At 45.7% G+C, this 19560-nt stretch carries 18 protein-coding genes and 1 riboswitch; of the genes, 5 read left to right on the forward strand and 13 right to left on the reverse strand.

Annotated elements, in window-relative coordinates:
* Window positions 1–26: 26 nt before the first annotated feature.
* Complete coding sequence (rpsD, locus tag ACZ481_RS24400) at window positions 27–620, reverse strand: 30S ribosomal protein S4 (RefSeq protein WP_464767940.1); 594 nt, start codon at window positions 618–620, stop codon at window positions 27–29.
* A 282-nt stretch (window positions 621–902) separates the two neighbouring features.
* Window positions 903–989, forward strand: a riboswitch (cyclic di-GMP riboswitch).
* Window positions 990–1095: 106 nt separating this feature from the next.
* Here rpsD and ACZ481_RS24405 point away from each other — a divergent pair.
* From ACZ481_RS24405 to ACZ481_RS24415, 3 genes are all read left to right on the forward strand, one after another.
* Complete coding sequence (locus tag ACZ481_RS24405) at window positions 1096–1749, forward strand: RraA family protein (RefSeq protein ID WP_464767941.1); 654 nt, start codon at window positions 1096–1098, stop codon at window positions 1747–1749.
* Window positions 1750–1820: 71 nt separating this feature from the next.
* Entirely contained in the window at window positions 1821–2279 is a 459-nt protein-coding gene (locus tag ACZ481_RS24410; RefSeq protein WP_464767942.1) for a DUF441 domain-containing protein, read from the forward strand.
* A gap of 51 nt (window positions 2280–2330) precedes the next feature.
* A complete protein-coding gene (locus tag ACZ481_RS24415; RefSeq protein ID WP_464767943.1) occupies window positions 2331–4271 on the forward strand; it encodes a methyl-accepting chemotaxis protein in 1941 nt (646 codons plus the stop codon).
* 214 nt (window positions 4272–4485) lie between these two features.
* Here the strand turns inward: ACZ481_RS24415 and ACZ481_RS24420 are convergent, their stop codons facing one another.
* The 3 genes from ACZ481_RS24420 to ACZ481_RS24430 form a co-directional block, all read right to left on the reverse strand.
* Entirely contained in the window at window positions 4486–5418 is a 933-nt protein-coding gene (locus tag ACZ481_RS24420) for a helix-turn-helix domain-containing protein (protein WP_464767944.1), read from the reverse strand.
* Window positions 5419–5551: 133 nt separating this feature from the next.
* The gene (locus ACZ481_RS24425) at window positions 5552–7054 is read right to left on the reverse strand and encodes an IS1182 family transposase (protein ID WP_464767945.1); all 1503 of its coding nucleotides are present in this window, start codon (window positions 7052–7054) and stop codon (window positions 5552–5554) included.
* A 175-nt stretch (window positions 7055–7229) separates the two neighbouring features.
* Window positions 7230–8483 carry a DUF5677 domain-containing protein gene (locus tag ACZ481_RS24430; protein ID WP_464767946.1) on the reverse strand — a complete coding sequence of 418 codons (1254 nt, stop codon included), beginning with the start codon at window positions 8481–8483 and terminating at the stop codon, window positions 7230–7232.
* A gap of 1715 nt (window positions 8484–10198) precedes the next feature.
* Between ACZ481_RS24430 and ACZ481_RS24435 the strand changes: the two genes are divergently transcribed.
* Together ACZ481_RS24435 and ACZ481_RS24440 are read left to right on the forward strand one after the other, a co-directional pair.
* Window positions 10199–10630 (forward strand): hypothetical protein, encoded by a 432-nt coding sequence (locus tag ACZ481_RS24435; RefSeq protein ID WP_464767947.1) that lies wholly within the window; start codon window positions 10199–10201, stop codon window positions 10628–10630.
* A gap of 198 nt (window positions 10631–10828) precedes the next feature.
* Window positions 10829–11458, forward strand: a complete 630-nt coding sequence (locus ACZ481_RS24440; RefSeq protein WP_464767948.1) for a YidC/Oxa1 family membrane protein insertase — start codon at window positions 10829–10831, stop codon at window positions 11456–11458.
* Between the two features lie 269 nt (window positions 11459–11727).
* On the opposite strand, the gene ACZ481_RS24445 is transcribed toward ACZ481_RS24440, so the two are convergent.
* The 9 genes from ACZ481_RS24445 to ACZ481_RS24485 all read right to left on the reverse strand — a co-directional run bounded on the left by ACZ481_RS24445 (window position 11728) and on the right by ACZ481_RS24485 (window position 19550).
* Entirely contained in the window at window positions 11728–12420 is a 693-nt protein-coding gene (locus ACZ481_RS24445) for an aspartate/glutamate racemase family protein (protein ID WP_464767949.1), read from the reverse strand.
* A gap of 101 nt (window positions 12421–12521) precedes the next feature.
* A complete protein-coding gene (locus ACZ481_RS24450; protein WP_464767950.1) occupies window positions 12522–13646 on the reverse strand; it encodes a radical SAM protein in 1125 nt (374 codons plus the stop codon).
* Window positions 13647–13751: 105 nt separating this feature from the next.
* A complete protein-coding gene (locus ACZ481_RS24455) occupies window positions 13752–13892 on the reverse strand; it encodes a hypothetical protein (protein WP_464767951.1) in 141 nt (46 codons plus the stop codon).
* 161 nt (window positions 13893–14053) lie between these two features.
* On the reverse strand, window positions 14054–14359 hold the full coding sequence (locus ACZ481_RS24460; protein ID WP_464767952.1) for a hypothetical protein: 306 nt from the start codon (window positions 14357–14359) through the stop codon (window positions 14054–14056).
* A gap of 88 nt (window positions 14360–14447) precedes the next feature.
* Window positions 14448–15770 carry an FAD-binding oxidoreductase gene (locus ACZ481_RS24465; RefSeq protein WP_464767953.1) on the reverse strand — a complete coding sequence of 441 codons (1323 nt, stop codon included), beginning with the start codon at window positions 15768–15770 and terminating at the stop codon, window positions 14448–14450.
* 360 nt (window positions 15771–16130) lie between these two features.
* Window positions 16131–16808: a DJ-1/PfpI family protein gene (locus ACZ481_RS24470; RefSeq protein ID WP_464767954.1), complete on the reverse strand. Its 678-nt coding sequence runs from the start codon at window positions 16806–16808 to the stop codon at window positions 16131–16133.
* Window positions 16809–16895: 87 nt separating this feature from the next.
* Window positions 16896–17660 (reverse strand): sulfite exporter TauE/SafE family protein, encoded by a 765-nt coding sequence (locus tag ACZ481_RS24475; RefSeq protein ID WP_464767955.1) that lies wholly within the window; start codon window positions 17658–17660, stop codon window positions 16896–16898.
* Between the two features lie 290 nt (window positions 17661–17950).
* On the reverse strand, window positions 17951–18430 hold the full coding sequence (gene rlmH / locus ACZ481_RS24480; RefSeq protein WP_464767956.1) for a 23S rRNA (pseudouridine(1915)-N(3))-methyltransferase RlmH: 480 nt from the start codon (window positions 18428–18430) through the stop codon (window positions 17951–17953).
* A 1-nt stretch (window position 18431) separates the two neighbouring features.
* Window positions 18432–19550, reverse strand: coding sequence for a S1C family serine protease (locus tag ACZ481_RS24485; protein ID WP_464767957.1), 1119 nt, complete (start codon window positions 19548–19550; stop codon window positions 18432–18434).
* Window positions 19551–19560: the final 10 nt, after the last annotated feature.

Below are 19560 nucleotides of genomic sequence, written 5' to 3' on the forward strand. Positions count from 1 at the left end.
ACCTCACAGGGGTTGAATATCTACACTTAGCGCGAATACAACTCGATGATATGAATTTCGTTGACTTCAATTGGCAGTTCTTCCCGATTGGGCAGGCGAAGCAGGGTGCCGCTAAAATCATCGTAGTTCTTTTCAATATAGGGCAGGTCAAAGGATCTGAGGTCGCGGAAATTGCTGACAAACATTTCGTTGTTACGGGATTTTTCCGCCAGGCTGACAACATCACCTACGGCCACAGCATAGGACGGAATATCAACACGTTTTCCATTGACGCGAACATGGCCATGGTTAACCATTTGGCGGGCTTGTCGTATGGAATTGGCAAAGCCGATACGGTAGACCAGATTATCAAGGCGGCATTCCAATGCTTTTAATAGGACAAGACCGCTGACGTCCCGGCTGTTCAGGGCCTTTTGCATATATCGGGCAAACTGTTTTTCCAGTACTCCATAATACGCTTTCAACTTTTGTTTTTCCAGCAGTTGAATGCCGTAGTTAGAGAGTTTCTTATTATTTCGCCTAGTTGTTTTTTCAAGACGATTGAGGGCTTTAGGGTGACCGCAGATGTTTACGCCAAAACGGCGGCAAAGTTTAAACCGGGGATCTCTTTGAGTGGCCAAAATACAATCATTCCTTTCGCACAAGCTGTCTATGGCTTAGTTACTTGAACAGGATAACCTACATACTTGTATAAGTATAACACCAATGAGAATGATATTCAATATCGTTCTCATTAAATTTTGCCGGCGCTCTTAGCGCAACCGTCTCTTTATCCGCTTATATTAAGATTTACCAAGGTTTATTAACATCTATTAACATTTATAGAACGGCTATATAGGTTTATGTTATTATCTTAGCGTATAGTGTGCTAGCCAAATGTACGGGCCCTGGAATATAGACAAATACATAATTAGCATACTTATCGAAAGGTAAGGACGCAAAGCCATGGGTCTAAGGGCAAGTATGCCTATGATTGCCAGGTTGCCGTTTGGTTTAACCGCTAAACGCCTCATAAACCAGCTATGGGGCTGGTTTATTTGTTTGGAAAAATTTATTTTGTTGGGGAAAACAGATTATGAAAGGAGTTTGGCGAGGATGGAGTTGACTGCATTACAGAAAAAAATACTGGAGTATATTGATTGCAACCAGATGAGCACAACGGAAATAGCCGATGCTATGCATAAAACGGGAGAGTTGGACCCCAGATTGCAGGTTCTACTGCCTGGCAGCAGAGTAGCAGGGCTCATCCACTATATTCCTGCGTTCAACGGTTCCAATTATCATGTACATAATTATATCCGCAATACGCCTAAAGACGCTGTAGTTTATATTGATGCAGTGAATTGCGACGGCAAAGCGATCATTGGCGATCTGATTGCCAAATATATCTTTACTTATCGTCAGGCCAAGGGGATTGTGGTTAGCGGCTTGGTACGCGATGTCCAGCAACTGATCAAAGAAAACTATCCTATGTGGACTTATGGCCGGTCGCCAATCGGTTGTATCAATACCGACACCGGTTTCGACGAGGCTTATTATAACAAACGGAAACAGGAGTTGGACGGTGGAATCATTGTTGCTGATGATTCCGGTGTTATCGTAATCAAACAAGACCAAATTGCCGGGCATATGCTGGAACGGTTGGAGTTTCTGGGGAAACAGGAAGCTATCTGGTCTGATTGTATTAACCGGTTAAGATGGGATACTTTTGATACTATTTGCTTGAAAAAATACAATGAAACAAAATAGTCCGGAACAGCCGGCTGCAAGCTGACAATTGCTGGTGCGACCACTGAAAATCATGGCTAGGATGTGGACAAATGAATTGGGATAGCCTTCCTTTATTAATAATACTGGCGTTATCTATGATCGGCAATAACCATACGGTAGCGGTAGCGGCCTTGGTTCTGTTGCTCATTCCCCGATTAGGTCTTGAAAATTATCTCCCGCTGATAGACAAGCACGGTATCAATATCGGCATTGTCATTCTGACCATCGCCGTCCTGAGTCCGGTGGCCCAGGGTCATATAGCCATGAACGACATGCTGGCGATCTTTAAATCTCCGGTTGGCTTTCTCGCGGTTGTGATTGGGGTTTTCCTGGCCTGGGTTGCAGGTCAGGGAGTCATTTTTATGAAGGAGTCACCGGAAACAGTATCGGCTCTGATTGTCGGCACAGTTATCGGTGTTTGTTTCTTTCGCGGGCTGCCTGTCGGGCCGCTCATCGCCGGCGGTTTGGTGGCGCTGCTGGTAAATGTATTGGGGTTATTCAAACGATGAACAAGCACACTTGATTTACATTCGCACACTTCAATAAGGAGCTAATGACTAATGAAAAAAAAGTTTTTTATTCTGCTGATCATTATTAGTTGTGTCCCATTGCTCGGAGCCTCCCTTTTTTCTTTTTCATTGTATAATAAATCCCTCCAGGCTGATTTCTATTCACTCAGTGCCAGTGAGCTGGAAGTATTAAAGTCGGAAACCCGCGATTATATCGATAAGCACCTGGAAGTACTTAGAGGAACTGCCCAGACCGCCCCGGTAAGAAATTACGATCTGCCGGCGGCAGGCCAGCTGCTGGGTGACACACAGAAAGTATTTACCGCGCTGGCCATGACCGTTGATGACAATCAAGGCAATCAGCTGGTAAGAGGCGACAATGCCAAATTGGTGAAAGTTGGCGACCGGACCTTTTACCAGGAAGCGGTACAAGGAAAAGATGAGGTAGTTTCTGAAGTCCTCGTCAGTAAGACAGACGGCAAGCCGGTAGTTGCCATAGCCACACCGATACGGGCGGCCAATGGAGCAGTGACCGGCGTTTTGCAAGCCTCCATCAATCTCTCGTTCCTCAAGGATTTCGTCGTTAAGCGGTCACAAAACGGAGTTACCGCCTACATCCTCGATCAGGACGGAAAAATTACCGCCCATCCCGATGAACAGGTTTCAAACGAGCGCAAGGATATGAGCAGCCTCCCCTTTGTGCAGAAGGCACTGCAAGGTCAAAGCGGCCGGGAGGAAATCATTGATGATAATGGTGTCCGCAAGCTGGTCAATTATGTGTATGATCCTAAAACACGCTGGATTATCTGCATGGAAAAATCCTTCGATGAATTTAATGCTAAAAATAATAACCTCCTCCTGGCCAATCTGACTATACTGCTGATAACCATTCTAGTGGTAGGTTTCATTAGTGTTTTTGTTTCCAAGCATATAACCAGGCCTATCATCCAATTGGTAGAAGCCACTGAAGCTATGAAAACCGGTAATTTGAACATTGAAATCACCAACCGGCAAAATGACGAAATCGGCAAGCTGGCGCAGAACTTCAATGCCATGGTTGGCGGGCTCAAGAGCTTGCTGAGACAGGTATTAGTTACGGCCGAGTCAGTCTCGTCGTCGTCCGAACAGCTAACAGCCTGTGCGGCCCACTCGGAGGTTACAGCAGGCCAAGTCGCCGATTCCATTGCCAGCATCACTCACTCTGTCAACGAACAAGTGGCTACTCTTGATACTACCGCCTCGCTTATAACCGAAATTGTTGACAACATTCAACAAATTGCCGCCGATTCCACCGCTGTTGCTTCCGTGTCGGAAAGGACCGCTCAAGCGGCCATAGAAAGCGGCGAATCAATTGAACAGGCAGTCTCGCAAATGCAAAACCTCGCGGTTAATGTCGCCGACTCCTCTAAGCTTGTAACCAAGCTGGATGAGCGTTCTAAGGAAATCGGTCAAATTCTTGATACTATTTCAGGCATTGCCAGTCAAACCAACTTGTTAGCATTGAATGCGGCTATTGAGGCGGCGCGCGCCGGCGAACAAGGACGCGGTTTTGCTGTTGTCGCTGATGAAGTCCGCAAGCTGGCGGAACAATCACAAATCGCGGCCAAACAAATCGGCGAGTTAATTATCGAAATACAGGCAGATACCCACAACGCCGTTGCCGCAATGACGAAAAGCAGCGATGTCGTCAAACTGGAAGTCGCTATGGTTAGCCGTGTTGGCGATACCTTCAATGAAATTATTGACATGACCAACCAGGTATCGGGACAAATTCAAGGTATCACTGCTGCCATAGAAACGATTGCCACCAACAGCCAGAACGTCTTGACTGCAGTCCAAGATATTGAAGCCATGAGCAAAAACACCGTAACGCAGACCACGCAGGTTTCCGTAGCCACCCAGGACCAGGTTACGGCTATCGAAGAAGTACAGCAAGTACTGGTCAATACGGCTGATGCATTGCAAAGCGCAGTTAAAAAGTTTTCGATATAAGAGGACAGCTCTCCCCAACCACCAAACCGCTTACAATACCATCAAATATAAAAGTTCCTGCAAATTATCGCAACATTTTGCAGGAACTTTAAAATTCTCTATATTTCTGCTTATATACAATCAATCTAGTGTTGGCAGTTACCAGTGGTACGGTTCTCCATATCACCGGTAACTGCCAAAAAAAGCTCTCGGCTTATGTTCTGATGTGATTATGCTATATAGCGACTACCGGCCTAGCTTCAATATAGCCTCTTTCCCCCTGTGGTGCAAGCTGAAATCTTGGCCCGTTTGCATCAGCCCAGGCAAAACCGTAGAATTCGGCATTATACTCCTTCATGATTTGCCACAAATCATGAATGGCTGCCATAAATTCTTCGCTGTCAAATGGCGGCCCTTGAAATACCATATATTTACAAGCCTGCAGGTCAATAACTTCAAAATCATCCGGGAGCGGGCCCGTATAATTAACTGGAACCTCTACTCCCTGCGCATAGACTGAGGTTCCGGGCATACGAAGGTTTTCCGGCAGCCACATGCCGATTGGTTCATACAGGGCCTCTTTGATACTGCATAATATGCCCCACACTTCGCAGCCAACCTCTTGGCAATAGTCGAAATAATTGTCTGCTTTGATACCTCTTCTTAAAATTAGTTTTCTGGCTGGCCGTTCCACCACTTGTACAAAAACAGTATTGAGTTTGTTGTTTGCCGTCATAAATTCCTCCCCTTTCTGCAACAGGAGGTAATAACTACGGATCGGACTAGGCATAAACAGCGGCAAAGGCGGCTTTTTTCGGCGGTAATGATACGGAGTCAGGCCAAACGCAGCGGCAAAGGCCCGCGTAAAGCCTGCATGAGAAGCAAAAGAAAAATCAAGTGCAATATCAATGATCCGTTTATCTTCGTCCCAAAGTTCCAGGGCTGCCCGGGACAGCCTGAGGGCACGAATATATTCCAGCGGCGTTTTTCCTGTCAGCTGCTTGAATATACGGGATGCATGCCAGGGGGAATAAACGGCGGCTTGTGCTAACCTATACAGTGTGATTGGCTCGGTCAGATGCTCTTCAATATAATTCTGCATCCGCTGGACTGCATCGATCTTATCCCAGTTCGCCAGTAGTTTCACCTCCTGTACCAAGAATAGCATAAAGCAAGACGCTGTTTCTTGACTTGTTTTGCTTACTATTCGTTAATTGGAACAGCTCCCAAACCTGGCCGTTGCGCTATATAAACACAGGACGGACACAGGGGACGTCAGACTGTGCGACAAGAGGAACACTTCAGTATGCTAAGTGCCCCCAAAAGCGAATGTTAAGAAGAATAGCGGCAAAATCAAAAGAAAAGCCAGTAGCCTTTCTTCGGATTGCCGCTATCATTTCTTCGGTTCCCAAAATGGAGAGCACGCGTTTAAGGTTATACACCAAGCAGTGCATAACCGCTTCCCCTCTCACGTTTTCGATGCCGCGCAGCAAAAAGTATGTATAGCCAAAGCTCCGCTTGATTGTGCCAAAGGGGTGCTCGACGATCATTTGGCGTTGTTTATACAGCTCGGGCTGTTTGGCCATCCGCTCATCGGTACGCGCCATGACTTCCTGGTAGTCTCCATGGATAATTTGCCGGCCCCGCTTGTTTTTGGTGCAATTATCTTTTTCGGGACACGTTTTGCAGGCTTTACTCCGATAGAGTTTTTTCTTGGCATCTTCTTTGCTTACCTGGTTCAGTATTTGACCTTGCGGGCACAGGTAACTGTCTTTGTCTGGGTCATATTTGAATTGATCTAGGGTATAGGCCGGATTACCGGTGACGGAAGGGGGGTTTTGTTTCGGTATTAGGGCTGTGATCTGATCTTGTTCACACTTTTCCAGGTCTTCTCCGTTGTAATAGCCTTTGTCGGCAAGCACGGTCAGGGTATCGACTCCCAGCTGTTGTTTTGCTTGGGATGCCATTTCATAAAGTTGGCTTTGGTCTGCCGGGTTATTGGTGATATCAACCGCTACGATCAGGTGGTGTTTATCATCTACGGCCGTCTGCATGTTATAGGCTACTTCCATTCCCATGTTGTTGGCGCTCATGAGCCGTGCCTCTTTATCGGTCAAAGAGACTTCGCCGGTTTCTTCGATTTGGTGTTTGAGCTGCCTTAGTTCTTCTATACGCTTGGTTGCTCTGGCCAGTTTGGTCTGCAGTTCTTCTTTGCTGACTACGACAGCTGTATCGCCTTCGCTCTCGTCGCTGTGTGATAATAGTTCCAGGTAGCGTTCGGCTGCTTGTTCAAAGTAGGCTAACATTTTAGCCACTTTGTTCTTAGTTATGTTTTTTTTACGGGCATTGTTAGCCCTAAACTTGCTGCCATCAATGGCTACGATTTCTTTTCCTAGTAAACCGAGCTCACTGCATAATAAAGAAAACTGTTGGAAGATATCTTTTAGCTGTGCGATATGGTCTTTTCTAAAGTCAGCAATGGTACGATAGTCCGGCTTTATTTCTTTCAGTAGCCACATCAGCTCAATATTTCTTGTGCATTCTCTTTCCAGCTTGCGGGAGGTTCGAATGCCGTTGAAATAGCCATATAGGTAAAGTTTCAGCAGGTCGCTCGGGTTGTAGGGTTTGCGGCCCGTTTCCTTGGTTGTTGCGTATTTAAATCCTAAGGCCTTTACGTTTAAGCTTTCCACCAGCATGTCAATCACTCGTACCGGGTTGTCTTCGCTAACCATTTCATCCAAGCTCATCGGCAATAGGCTAAGTTGATACCGGTCTGTACCACGGGAGACATAGCGCGTCATCATGCACACCTCAAACCATTTTTTCTTACTTTTATTATATCATTTTTTGGTTTTCATGGCGTTCTGTTTGTGATAAGTTACCCGTTTTCGCACAGTCTGACGTCCCCTACTGTCACCCAAAATAGTAATAGTCGACAGAAGTCAACCGCCCTACACTCCATGAAATATTCTCCAGGGTTTACATCTCTTCTAAGCAGGCTTTAATAATTTTGTAAAAAGGAAGATCATCAATGCAAATTAAAATTTCTAATATTATGGCGATATCTTTCTTAGCTTTTGTTACAAAAAACATCAAATCTTTCCGTAAACTTACTGGTATAACGTCTAAATTACCAAAAGTATTGATTAGTTGTAGTGAAAAAAATATGCTCAAGTATCCTGCAATAAGGGCCTCATCTACTATAGAGAAAGGATCACTAACCGAAAAATATTTTTTCGCAGCCAACACGTCAATGTGAATATATTGAGACAAATCACCATAAAGAATAGTATAAAAATCCTGATTATTCTTATTACTCTTTTCAGCTAAATCTTTGACTGATATTTTAGTATTAAAAATCTTATTCGTGTGATTGTCTTTAATTGAATAGCGCGCCACTATTCCATCATTTTTTAAAACTCGAGAGTGTGTACCATTATCTAATCCTGCTAAAGGTAAAACTTTTTCATTAAATAAATCTATATCTTTGCTATATACAGCAGCATTTAAGTATGATTCAAAAATAAACCTTACAGTGGCTAAAGCATTTTCAACCATACCTTCTTTTATCAATTGTTTTACTGTTATAATATTCTTCTGGGTTCTATGAGCACAATAAGCCAAAAAATCCAATATGCAAGATATATTAAAAAAATTATAATCCTGCTTTTGATCTTGAGTTAAACTAATAAACATTCCAAGTATAAAATCAAATTGCTCAAAGTATTTGAAACATATTTCTCGTAAGATGCTGTTTGCAAAAGCTACAGCTTGAATAACATTAATTTCATTTGATATTTCCTGGTTGACTAATTGATTATATTCTTTTTTTGAAGTTTTCCATAATATATAGTCAATATCAGAAATGAAATTTCTATTATTATTAGTTACTAGTAAACCCGTTTTATAATATGCATAAATGAGAGCTTCATTTATGCCATCATTACGCATCATCCTAATTAAATTAGGGTCATATTTAATTTTATCATCCGGAATATTGCATAATATTCTTTTATCTTCTGGTTCTCTTCCAAACATATCTATAAATAATTTTTTCATTTTTTCTAATTGTAAAAGAACTTCTAATTCCATAGGTATCGTTTTTATAATATCTCCAGTTTCACTTATTTCCCATTTATAAGCTTTTTTCTTACAGCATTTTTTATATATTTTCCTCGACCCACATGGACAAATAGTATTATCTTCTATTTCGTGATAATTATATTTTGGCATAATGCACTCCATTCATATAATCTTGCATCTGACCCCAAATAGGACATAGGGACGTTTTTTGATATGTCTTTCACTCATTGCCCTACGAAAGTTGTAGGATATTTTTACTGTAAAAATAAAAATCAAATTCATAAGAACCTTTTTATTGGGGTTCTATTCAAATGTGTTTAATAAACTTCCTTATCACAAGGACCGTTATCCCGAAGCCAAAAGTTCTGTTAAGCGTTACAACTATAAATTTACCACAAAAATACAAAGCTCCTGCAAACTATTAGAATTTTCTGCAGGAACTCGACTATTTTTCTATTTACTTGGATTACAAGCGTTCAGCCGTTCGGCCATGTTATCATGGTATCGCCTCGTATAAGTGCCTTTTAAAGGTGCTCCCATCGCCGCAGAAACTCCCTGCCGGCCAGTCATTGGTACTTGCATTTTACTGCAAACAGGCTATATGAAATAGGCGGATTTAGTAATCCGCCCCTTCCCGAACCGTACAAGCGATTTTCACCGCATACGGCTCTCCATATTCCAAATGAGTTATCGTCGACTGAGTGGATTAAGCGGAAACCTGTTGGTTTCGACATTGGCAAAACAGTGATTGCATAAGGGTATCTGACGCCGGTTGATCGTCAGCATAACAGTGACAATCGGTGGATGATGTACAAGTCCCTATCGTAGAACAACCGATAGAGGTCACCGTTGACATAGCCATGGTCGGCGTTATTCCGGCGACGATAACCTTCCAGTCTTTCCATGAGTTTTGATTGCCCCATCCAAAGCAACTCCTTTCAAGGTTGGAACTTGGAATACTGCCCCCCTTCACCATGTGCCTTCCATTACAGAAGGCCGTTAGGCTACTATTAGGGCTCTCTGCCATATACCGTCAGCCGGTACTTAGGCAGGTCACGTTTGACAGCTCCATATAGTGTCTCCATACGTAGGTACCCGGTTGGTCGTTACCCCGCTTACCGCAGGTGCGTCAATAGGCCTGCTTATACCCAATCTAATTAATATTGGAGATACCCATTGATACCGGAGTTTACGTCCGGCAGCGCCTACACAGCCACAGACCCGGATTCAGCCCACAGGCTTTACCATATATGGCCTGACTCGCCAGGCTACTCGATAGCAGTTGCTGTCTAATCCTGACTTTACCGACATGCTATTGTCCCCCAGCGGCTTTCGCATGAGGTAAGTCGGTTGTCTTACATCGCAACGCAGGAGCGATGATTTCTGTGAAATGTATATGAAGCGCACAACGTGCGCACAATTAGAAATAGGTGGAAATTAAAAAGTCGCCGTGACCTGAAAGTGTTGGCGCACTTTCAGGCCCGCGCAAGGTGCACGAACACCTACACGTAACAGCCAACTGTCCACGACGACATTTCTATTATAACCGCACTTCGGCCGCCGCACAAGCGGGGCGGGCGGGGTTAATAGCCGTTGCCGGGGCGCTGCCGGGCTGGGAGTGCGACTGGACGCAGCAAATGATTCGACTATCCTCAGCCGCTAAGGAGCAGCAACGGGGCAGACATTGTGACCGCCCTTGTTGTTTCGGCCGGGTCTGCCGGCTTATTGGCGTTGAGTATGTAACAGCTATCGCAACAGAACGCATGTGTAGGGGATAAAAACCTTTGCCTGCGTTCTTTTTAATTTCCCCCTGTAAAAAAGCTGACGGCCATACCGGCCGCAGTCTGAATATAGGGGGTATAACTATGTCTGACCAATTAACGACAGCCGGCGCGGCTTTTTGTCCGGGGCTGGCTTCCTTCCGGCCGGCGGAGCGGGACCAGGAGCCGCAGCCGCCCGGGGCCGAGCCGGATGACCGGCTGATGCTGCAAAGCATCTTAACCAAGACCTTTAATCAGTACATCTTTGTCCGGGTGGACAGTATCCTCAAGCTGGCCGGCACCAACGAGGCCGACTACAGCAAGACGGTCAGCCAGGTCGGCGCCACCCTCGACCGGCTGCTGGCCCTGGCCGGGGAGCTGGCGGATCAGTATCCGGAATTGCTGGAGCTGGTCATGGATTACGAGTCCTTCACCGCCCTGGAGTCCGGCCAGGCGGCGGAAATCGCCTACAAGCAGGGCTTACGGGACTGCAGCCAGATCCACCAGGAGTTTATGACCTTCCTGCAGCAGCGCTAGGCGGGAAGCATTAGGGCTTAATTCCGCCGATTAAGCGTCAAATGGATGATAGCGGGCAAACTAGCCCGCTATCATCCATTAAAGGAAAAGTGACCTAGGTGTCGAACAACGACGTTATGAGAATACTGGATCCGCTTTACGGTGAAGTTTTAAACTAATGGCCATTATGCACAGATTTGGTATAAGGAGTGAGAGTTATTGTTTGACTATTTTAGCAGCATCATGCAAGCGGCATTGACCTTTATGTATAACCTTACCAGCATTATGGGCTTCCCAAGCTACGGGACCGCCATTATTATGCTGACAGTAATGATTAGGATATTGCTTTATCCCCTGACGGTCAAGCAGGTTAAAGCGATGCAGGCCATGCGTGAACTGGGTCCCAAACTTAAGCAACTGCAGGAAAAATATAAGAACAACAAAACGAAACAGCAGGAAGAAATAGCAAAATTATATAAAACGGCGGGTGTAAATCCCCTGGCGGGTTGTTTGCCCATGCTGATTCAGATGCCTTTTTTAGCCAGCATGTTTTATGCACTGAGAAATTTCAGCTATGTCAGCCATCCTGGTTTCCTCTGGATAAAAACCTTATCCGGGAGAGACCCGTTGTATATTCTGCCTGTGCTTGCGGCAATTACCACCTATATTTTATCACAGCAAACAATGAATGAGACCAATCCGCAAAACCAATTGATGTCCATTGCCATGCCCTGTGTTATTGGCTATATGGCCGTACATTTCCCTGCCGGGCTGGGTTTGTACTGGGTAGTAAGCAATCTTTTTCAAATTGTTCAGCAGCGAATAGTCTGTCGTAAAATTTTATCATAAATCGGCTCTGGCCAGCTGACCAGGGAAATCACAAAACGGCGGCATCTTTGGATTGCCGAAATACAATCATGCCTTTCGCAAAGGCTGCTTATGGCCAGGTGCTTGCACTGGCTGACCTACCTACTTTAATACGTACAACACCAGCGGGAATGATTTCTTTCCGCGGGCTTGCGCTAAAGCCGATGGTTTTCATCGGTTCTCCTTATCAACGGTCTGTGGCTTGTGTATTAATTGATTTGCATTTGCGCCTTTACCATTCGCACCTTAGACTATTGTAATGCATATTCCACTGCGGCAACGGCATGCAGCCTGGTGGTATCAAAAACCGGGATTTCAACATCGGCCTGCCTTATGAGCAAAGGGATTTCCGTACAGCCTAATACAACTCCCGCTGCCCCGTTTGCCGCCAGCTTATCGATGATGGTGGCAAACCGCGCCCTGGAATCAGGCCGGATCATGCCCTGGCACAATTCCTGGTAAATCACATGGTGAATGAATTCTCTTTCCGCTTCAGCGGGAATGACTACGGCTATGCCAAATTTTTCTTGCAGGACCTGCTTATAGAAGTCTTGTTCCATCGTAAATTTAGTCCCCAGAAGACCAACCTTTTTCATTCCCTGCCGGGCAATGGTATGTCCTGTTACCTCGGCAATATGCAACACCTTGATGCCGGCGCGCGTCTCGATGTCAGTTGCCATTTTGTGCATAGTGTTCGTACAGATAACCACAAAATCAGCACCGCCGTTTTTCAGCCGGGCAGCGGCAGCGACCATGATATCGGTCAGTTCGTCCCAGCGGTTTTGATGCTGCAAGGCTTCTATTTCCTGAAAATCGACAGAATACATCAGGCATTGGGCCGAATGAAGCCCGCCCAGTTTCATGGCAGCCGTTTCATTGATCAGTCTGTAATATTCCAGTGACGATTCCCAGCTCATACCGCCGATCAAGCCGATTGTTTTCACAGTAACCCTCTCCTTTGTTTGCTGCCACAGGGAGCCACCTCACCGCCCCCTATGTGCTGTTGGGTGAAGAGTATTTCGATATGACTAAATGACACACCCTGCTAAAATTCTATAATATCCGGTTTATAGCCGTCAGGCAAATCTTCTTCATTTAAAAATTGGAAATTGTCATCATTGAGTATTGGCATGAATATATCGTAGGGAATCATAGAAAATTCACAGGCATAGTTACTGGCGCCGAACCACATACCCGCCTTGCTGTTCAAATTTAAGCTTCTGGCAAACTTTGTGTAGTTGGAGCAATCATGAACGGCTACATCCCAGTTTTCGTCATCCGCTATTTTCATGAATTTCAAAGTTAACTCCCGGCTCCAAATGGGCGATATATAGCCATGGCGCGAAATATACATGTTCTCCCCAGAATAATTGTTGATGTTATTTTCATTTAAATGTAATTCCGCACAATTGATAAAATCGAGTTTGGTCGCGAAGATCGCCTGCTTTTTCTTAAAAAACACTGCGAAAAACTCAGGCGTCATCGGCGTTTCAATCCCTACACTGTTAATATATTTTTTCGCTAAGCGGATATTTTCAATGACTTTGTCCGCGCAATTAGAAGCGCCTAGGTTGAAACGTATCTCATTTAGACCGGCTTCACCCAGCGCTTGCAATGTTTCTGCTGTAGCTAGCGTGCCATTTGTGTATAAATGCTGATAAATGTGCGCCTCACTGAATTTCTTTATAACCGGATAATATTTTTCAATTTCCATAAACGGTTCTAAAAAAACATAGGAAATACCGGTGGGTTTTTGGTGAACGGAAAGCAGCAAATCAATATCCTTCTCGTAAAATTTTGTGCCGCCAATTTCCCACATCCCTTCTCCCACGGGATGAATATCGTCCAGTTCGCCATAATTATAACAGAACTTACACTCTAAATTACATTTGTTCGTTTTCCGAATTGCACTCAAACCAGTCCCCAGCAGACAAGAACGGCAGCCCTGGGGGAATTTGCTTTCATTGCCTACAAAAAAAGTTCTGTTTGCCAAGGTTTTTACATTTCTAATTTCCGACATCAACATGTCAATTCTATGATCAATGGCTGCCTCAATTTGCGCAAACGTAGCGTAAATGATTTCTTCATGTTTGATACTGATTTCTTCTTTCTCCGGCAATTGTGAAAAAAAATCAAACCAGAGCAACGCGTCTTTTTTGGAAATTTTCATAACCTATCCGCCTATCTATTTAATCTAATACTTTATATTATCGCCAAGTATGGCTACCCTTTAAAAGCGGCAGTTAAGCTTCATTACTTATTCTTATATGAGTAATCAAGCCATACCATTTAAATTATACTGGGTTCCGCACCGGTTTTCAACATGCCGGCGGGAATGGCAAAGGAGGCGGGAAAGCCGGCGGTGTTGAAAACTGCTGCCGACAACTCCGTCTTCAAACATGCATTCACTTTCCATATTCGCAGGTCTCCCTTAGGTACGCAAAAAAAGCGCCCCCAAGCCCTAATTTTTAAGGCCAGAGGACTTTTGCACCGTTACCAATGATACGGTTTCCGTATCGGGTCAAACAGTATGGTTTTTCTAAACCAGAAACAATCTCATTTTGTTGTTTATAATAACTATTGCTGTTTGCTTTCTAAAACGGCAATCTTTGCCTTCATTGTTTCTACATTCTGTTGTAGCATATTAATGCTTTTTTGCAGGTTTTGAACTTGTGTATCTGCGGAACTGTCCGATGTGGTTGAGGGAGGATTAGACGATACTATTGCCTGTATTAGCAGGATGTTTTGCCCCACTGCTTCTACGAAGTTTCCCAAAATATTTAGTTGGTCTTCGTTAAGCTTATCAGATAGTATTATCGCTAGTAAAGCTGCGAGTAGTACCTGCTGCTCAGAGTCAAGAGAAAAGAGAATTGATTCTTCCATGGCACCCACCTGAAGCATTTTATAAACTATATGATGCCCCTAAGCAATGGATAACTTAATTTTTCTGTTTGCCAAACGGTCCCGGTTGTTACGGCAACCTGATACCTTGGGGAAAATGGAAGACGTTGTGGGGATCATATTTTTGCTTGATACATTGCAAGCTCAGCAAATTCTCCTGGAAATAGGCGGCCTCGTAACCTGGTGTCCGGTCATAAGGGAAATTCACATAAGAACCTTTAGTTATTTGATAAATATAGTCATAGCCCGCTTTTATCCATACTCGGTGCAACAGCTCCTCCTGTTTTTTCTCCCAAGAAGACGTAATCACCATGATATAATCAGCATTTCTAGCCGGGAAGGCAGTGGCTTTAGGTCCGGTGTCCCGGACGGCTCCCCCCAGCGAATATACCCGAATGGACGACTCCGTCTCGGAGGGTGCCCTATCCATAATAGCGCCAAGGTTATCTAACTGCCTTTTTGTGAAATAGCAAAACACGAATCTCCCCGGTGCCTGGAAGGCATCGCGTTTTGCATACATCGCCCCAATTCTTTCTACTGCGTTAAGGAGCGGGACATACTCAATAACCTCTTGGCTGATTCCCTGTATAGCCAGTATCGGCCCAAGAATTTCTCGCGCTTCTGCCGGCAATCCGTAAAAAAATGCGTTCATCCAGGCTCCGCATTTATATATGCCACTGAACGAACTCATACGCCGGTCTAAATTTGGCAGCCACTCTTGCCAGATTCCGATAAATTTGTTTCTTGCCAGCACATTATGGTCCCATCGCAGTTGTATCAAAGTTATTTTCTCAGCTTTCTGTAAGCCGAACTTATAATTGGTCACAACGCCAAAATTTCCGCCCCCTGCGCCTCGCAACGCCCAAAAGAGAGCCGCGTTGCCGTTGCTGTTCGCTGTTAGCAACTCCCCCTCAGCGTTAATCATCTCAGCCTCCAAAAGACTGTCTGCGGTCAGGCCAAGCAGCCGGGTGGACAGTCCGATGCCACCGCCCAGCACTAAACCGGAAATAGCAACCGTGGGGCAGGTCCCCCCCGGGAAGGTATAACCATATTCAGCTAGACGCTGGTATAGGGGTAGCAGCCTTGTGCCTGCCTGGACCGCTGTTGTATTATCGCCGCTATTCACGATTATATCATTCATACAGCTGGTATCAATTACCAGGCAGCCATTACCGGTTGAATAGCCTTCATAATTATGGCCGCCAGAACGGATGCGTAACGGTATTTTTCGCTTTCTTGACCAAACGACGGCGTTAGCTACGTCCTGTTGGTCAAAGCAGTACACTATGGCCAGCGGATATTTATCGACTGCAAGGTTGTACTCTTGCCTGGCCCAATTATATTCAGGATCTTCAGGGAGTATTACCTTGCCTGTTAAGCCCTGATATTTCAATTCGCGCCTCCTCTCACCATCTTCTTGTATATCTTATGGTAAGTATCCAGCAACTGTTACACGCATGGGCATTCTCTCAATACAAGAGTAAGTGGCTGAAAAGAAAGTGGCTGGAAAAAATAAAACCGGCAAATGTCATTTACCGGTTTTGCTAGAAGAACACTTTTTTGTGTAAACAAGGGAACGTGTAAGCAAAGAGGACGTAAAATTCGCTTCACAACAATGCTTACTTTTATGCGACGCGGGGATGTCAGGCTGTGCCTGACATCCCCGCATTGTCTAATTTTTTGTTTTGGCGAAAATCACATTATCTTCTGCTTTGTAAAAAAATCGAGGTTATGAAACTCTTAATCAACCACTTTACTCAGAGATCACTATATCATACTCCATACGCTTAGCTGTGGCTCTTGCAATCTCAGTTCCAAAAATTTTCTTTATGATGTGAAACGACATATCAATGCCAGCAGTAATTCCAGCGGCAGTGATGATTGAGCCTTCATCTACATATTTTGGCCCCCGCTGAATATCAATTTTAGGATATTCTCTTGCCAGCCTATCAATATCCATCCAGTGCGTGGTCACTTTTTTCCCATCAAGGAGTCCGGCTTTAGCCAGAAGAAAAGCGCCCGTACAAACGGATGCGAGCAGTTTTACTTTGCTTGCTTGTTCTCTTATCCAATCAATTAACGTTTTATTGTGTATTTCTATTTCTTCAGCTCCATATCCACCTGGAACAATTAATATGTCTAATTCTGGTGCATTAGCAATGCTGTAGGTAGGTTTTACTGTCAAACCGTTTCGGGCACGTATCATTTCTCCGGTCTCAGAAAGAGTATGTACGCAGAAGAGCTTCTCCTGCCGCCCCTGCAAGGTTGTTATGGAAAACACTTCCAACGGCCCCGCGAAATCCAATACCTCAACTTCATCAAATAAAAGAATACCAACATTCCATGGTCGTACCACTTCCATCCCCCTCTCAGCTACCTCTAGTCTTATATTCTGTAACCTTGATTCAACTCCTTTACTATCTTGTCCCATAAAAAAAACAACCTCAACCCTTTTTCTACAAGGCTTGAGGTCAGGCTTGACTTGTTGTAAGAGAGAACCGTTCCTTAGATGCACTTATTAATGCGCTGTGCCGAATAACAGTAAAAGTCCACCGATCGCCGGAATGGCTACCATGGTAGTTTTCAAAATGACAGGCGGCAGCCGTCTCGTAAACTTTGCGCCAATATATGTTCCAGTCATTAGCCCGGCAACAACCTTAGCCAATAAGCTAAAATCCAAATAACCACTAATAAGATAACCGATTCCCCCGAAAAGGGCAATGGGCAGAGAAATAAGCATAGTCGTACCTGCCGCTTGGTGAACTGGCAGGTTGAAAATAGTTAACAACCCAATTATGATAAACGGCATACCGCCTATCCCGAAGGTACCGGACATGATCCCCGAAACTATACCCACCCCACCGGCGGCGGCCCAATACTGCGCCCCAGCCGGCTCTGGTACTCCTTTCGCCAAAGTGTATATCCACTCAGGAAAATAAACCCTGATCGCGAGCAAGAAAGCTGATACAAACAGCATCCCGGCAGTCAACCATTTTAGATCACCGGCTGGCAACAGACCGGCCAGCCTTGCACCTAAAAACGCCCCCACTGCGCCAAATATACCGACAACAACCCCGCATTTTACGACAACATTATTTTCTCGGTAATGGCTATATGCGCCTGAAAATGCCGTAAACACCATAGCCCCAAGCGATGTTCCAAGCGCGGTATGAAGCGGAATACTAAACACGATGGACAGCACCGCAATGACGATACCCGCCCCTCCGGCGCCAATAAAGCCAAGTATAAGTCCCATGATGAACATTGCCAGAATAATCGACATATATTTTCCTCCATAAAATGTAATATTATTATAATATAGGATGATCCAGAGTAACAAGCAACGCCTTTATGCCCTAATGGAACTGGCCGCCCCCAAGTCATGATCCCCCGTTCCATAGCGGGAGTTTTTTTATTTCCTCTGTTATCATTTCGGAAACATACTAAAATATAAGAAACTTGGAACTCACGATTGCAAATGGAATCGTGGGCTCCAAGTGACATATTTCTGTAGAAAACTCCGAATTTAATTGGTAGCGGCGCGCCGTGCCGAACTCCTTTAATTTTTTACCGTTACCAATGATACGGTTCCCCCCGGCTGATCTTAAACGCCCGGTAGATCTGTTCTACCAACAGCAGCCGGATCATCTGATGGGTAAATGTCATTTTGGAAAATGACAGCCGTTCCCGGGCGGCGGCAGTCAGTTCGGAGGATAAGCCAAAGGCGCCGCCGATGACAAAGGTGATGTCGCTGTGTCCGTTCAAGGCCAGGCTGTCGAACCGGGCCGCCAGTTGCTCGGAGGACAGGGCCTGGCCGGCCACGTCCAGTACGATCAGGTAGCTGCCCGGGCGGACGGCTTTTAAAAGGCGCTCACCCTCCCGGGCGAGCGCTTGTGTTTTCTCGGCAGCCGAGGGGTTTTCAGGCATGCGTTCTTCTGCAAGCTCGATAATATCCAGCTTGCAGAAGGGAGTAAGCCGCTTTAAAAATTCCTGAATCCCGGCGGTAAGATATTTCTCCTTGATTTTACCGATGGCAAGTATCGTTATCTTCATGTTATTGACCAGGCATTTCTTCTAAGAGAACCTGGATTGTCTGGGTCTGGTTATTTCTTTTGATGACTACCTCAACCTGGCCGCCTACCTGCTGGCTGTCAAGGACGGCCCTTAATTCGGCGACACTGTTGGTTTCAGCCCCGGCAACCTTCAGGATAACGTCCCCTTCGCGCATGCCGGCCTTATAGGCAGGTCCGCTCTGGGCCACTCTGGCCAGATAAACGCCTTTTTCGAGGTTAAGCTCATACCCGTACCTGGCGGCCGTGGCCTGGTCCAGCGCCCCTACCCCAAGATAGGCCCTGATAACCCGGCCTTTGTCGATCAGGGACTGGAGAATGGGTCTGGCGCTGTTGATCGGGATGGCAAAGCCGATACCCTCAACCCCGGATAGGGCAATCTTGGCACTGTTGATGCCAACAACCACGCCATCGGCGTTAACAAGGGCCCCGCCCGAATTACCGGGGTTAATGGCCGCATCGGTCTGGATCAGTTTGAAGCGGCGCTCGCCAATATCCAACGAGCGGTTTAGGGCACTGATGACACCGGTAGTCACGCTGCCTTTAAACTCCAGCCCAAGCGGATTGCCAATGGCAATCGCTGGTTCACCAACCATAAGCGAATCGGAATCTCCCAGGGTGGCAACAGGCAGATTACTCTCGTCAACCTTGACAACAGCCAGATCTGTCGCCTGATCCACGCCAATGACCCTGCCTGTCAGCGTGCGCCCGTCGGCCAGGGACACGGCCAGTTCCTGGGCATTTTGCACAACATGAAAGTTTGTGGCTATGTACCCCTGGGAATCAAATATAACACCTGAGCCTGTCCCCTGTTCAATAAGAACTTTGCGATTAAAAATATCCCGGGCAAAGGCCTTGTTCGTAATGCCGACCACCGCCGGCCCCACCGATTGCGCAGCCCGGACGATGGGTGTGTTGCGGGCATCGGACAAGCTGGCCTGAGCAGTTGGCGGCTGCAGGGCTTGGAACGGCGAACCGGCGGCTTCAGGCTTTTTCGTTTTATCGGCAGCATTGCCGGCACAGCCTACCACCAGGGTAGCGCCAATAATCATGCTGATCAGTGATACTGCGATGTAGGGAGTTATTTTCCTGAACCATTTCATACAATCGCCT

Source organism: Sporomusa intestinalis, from assembly GCF_055383785.1.

Coding starts and splice junctions, on each gene's coding strand:
- ACZ481_RS24405 (WP_464767941.1), top strand. CDS start 1,096: ATGGAGTTGACTGCATTACAGAAAAAAATACTGGAGTATATTGATTGC.
- ACZ481_RS24410 (WP_464767942.1), top strand. CDS start 1,821: ATGAATTGGGATAGCCTTCCTTTATTAATAATACTGGCGTTATCTATG.
- ACZ481_RS24415 (WP_464767943.1), top strand. CDS start 2,331: ATGAAAAAAAAGTTTTTTATTCTGCTGATCATTATTAGTTGTGTCCCA.
- ACZ481_RS24420 (WP_464767944.1), bottom strand. CDS start 5,418: ATGCTATTCTTGGTACAGGAGGTGAAACTACTGGCGAACTGGGATAAG.
- ACZ481_RS24425 (WP_464767945.1), bottom strand. CDS start 7,054: ATGATGACGCGCTATGTCTCCCGTGGTACAGACCGGTATCAACTTAGC.
- ACZ481_RS24430 (WP_464767946.1), bottom strand. CDS start 8,483: ATGCCAAAATATAATTATCACGAAATAGAAGATAATACTATTTGTCCA.
- ACZ481_RS24435 (WP_464767947.1), top strand. CDS start 10,199: ATGTCTGACCAATTAACGACAGCCGGCGCGGCTTTTTGTCCGGGGCTG.
- ACZ481_RS24450 (WP_464767950.1), bottom strand. CDS start 13,646: ATGAAAATTTCCAAAAAAGACGCGTTGCTCTGGTTTGATTTTTTTTCA.
- ACZ481_RS24455 (WP_464767951.1), bottom strand. CDS start 13,892: ATGGAAAGTGAATGCATGTTTGAAGACGGAGTTGTCGGCAGCAGTTTT.
- ACZ481_RS24460 (WP_464767952.1), bottom strand. CDS start 14,359: ATGGAAGAATCAATTCTCTTTTCTCTTGACTCTGAGCAGCAGGTACTA.
- ACZ481_RS24470 (WP_464767954.1), bottom strand. CDS start 16,808: ATGGGACAAGATAGTAAAGGAGTTGAATCAAGGTTACAGAATATAAGA.
- ACZ481_RS24475 (WP_464767955.1), bottom strand. CDS start 17,660: ATGTCGATTATTCTGGCAATGTTCATCATGGGACTTATACTTGGCTTT.
- rlmH (WP_464767956.1), bottom strand. CDS start 18,430: ATGAAGATAACGATACTTGCCATCGGTAAAATCAAGGAGAAATATCTT.
- ACZ481_RS24485 (WP_464767957.1), bottom strand. CDS start 19,550: ATGAAATGGTTCAGGAAAATAACTCCCTACATCGCAGTATCACTGATC.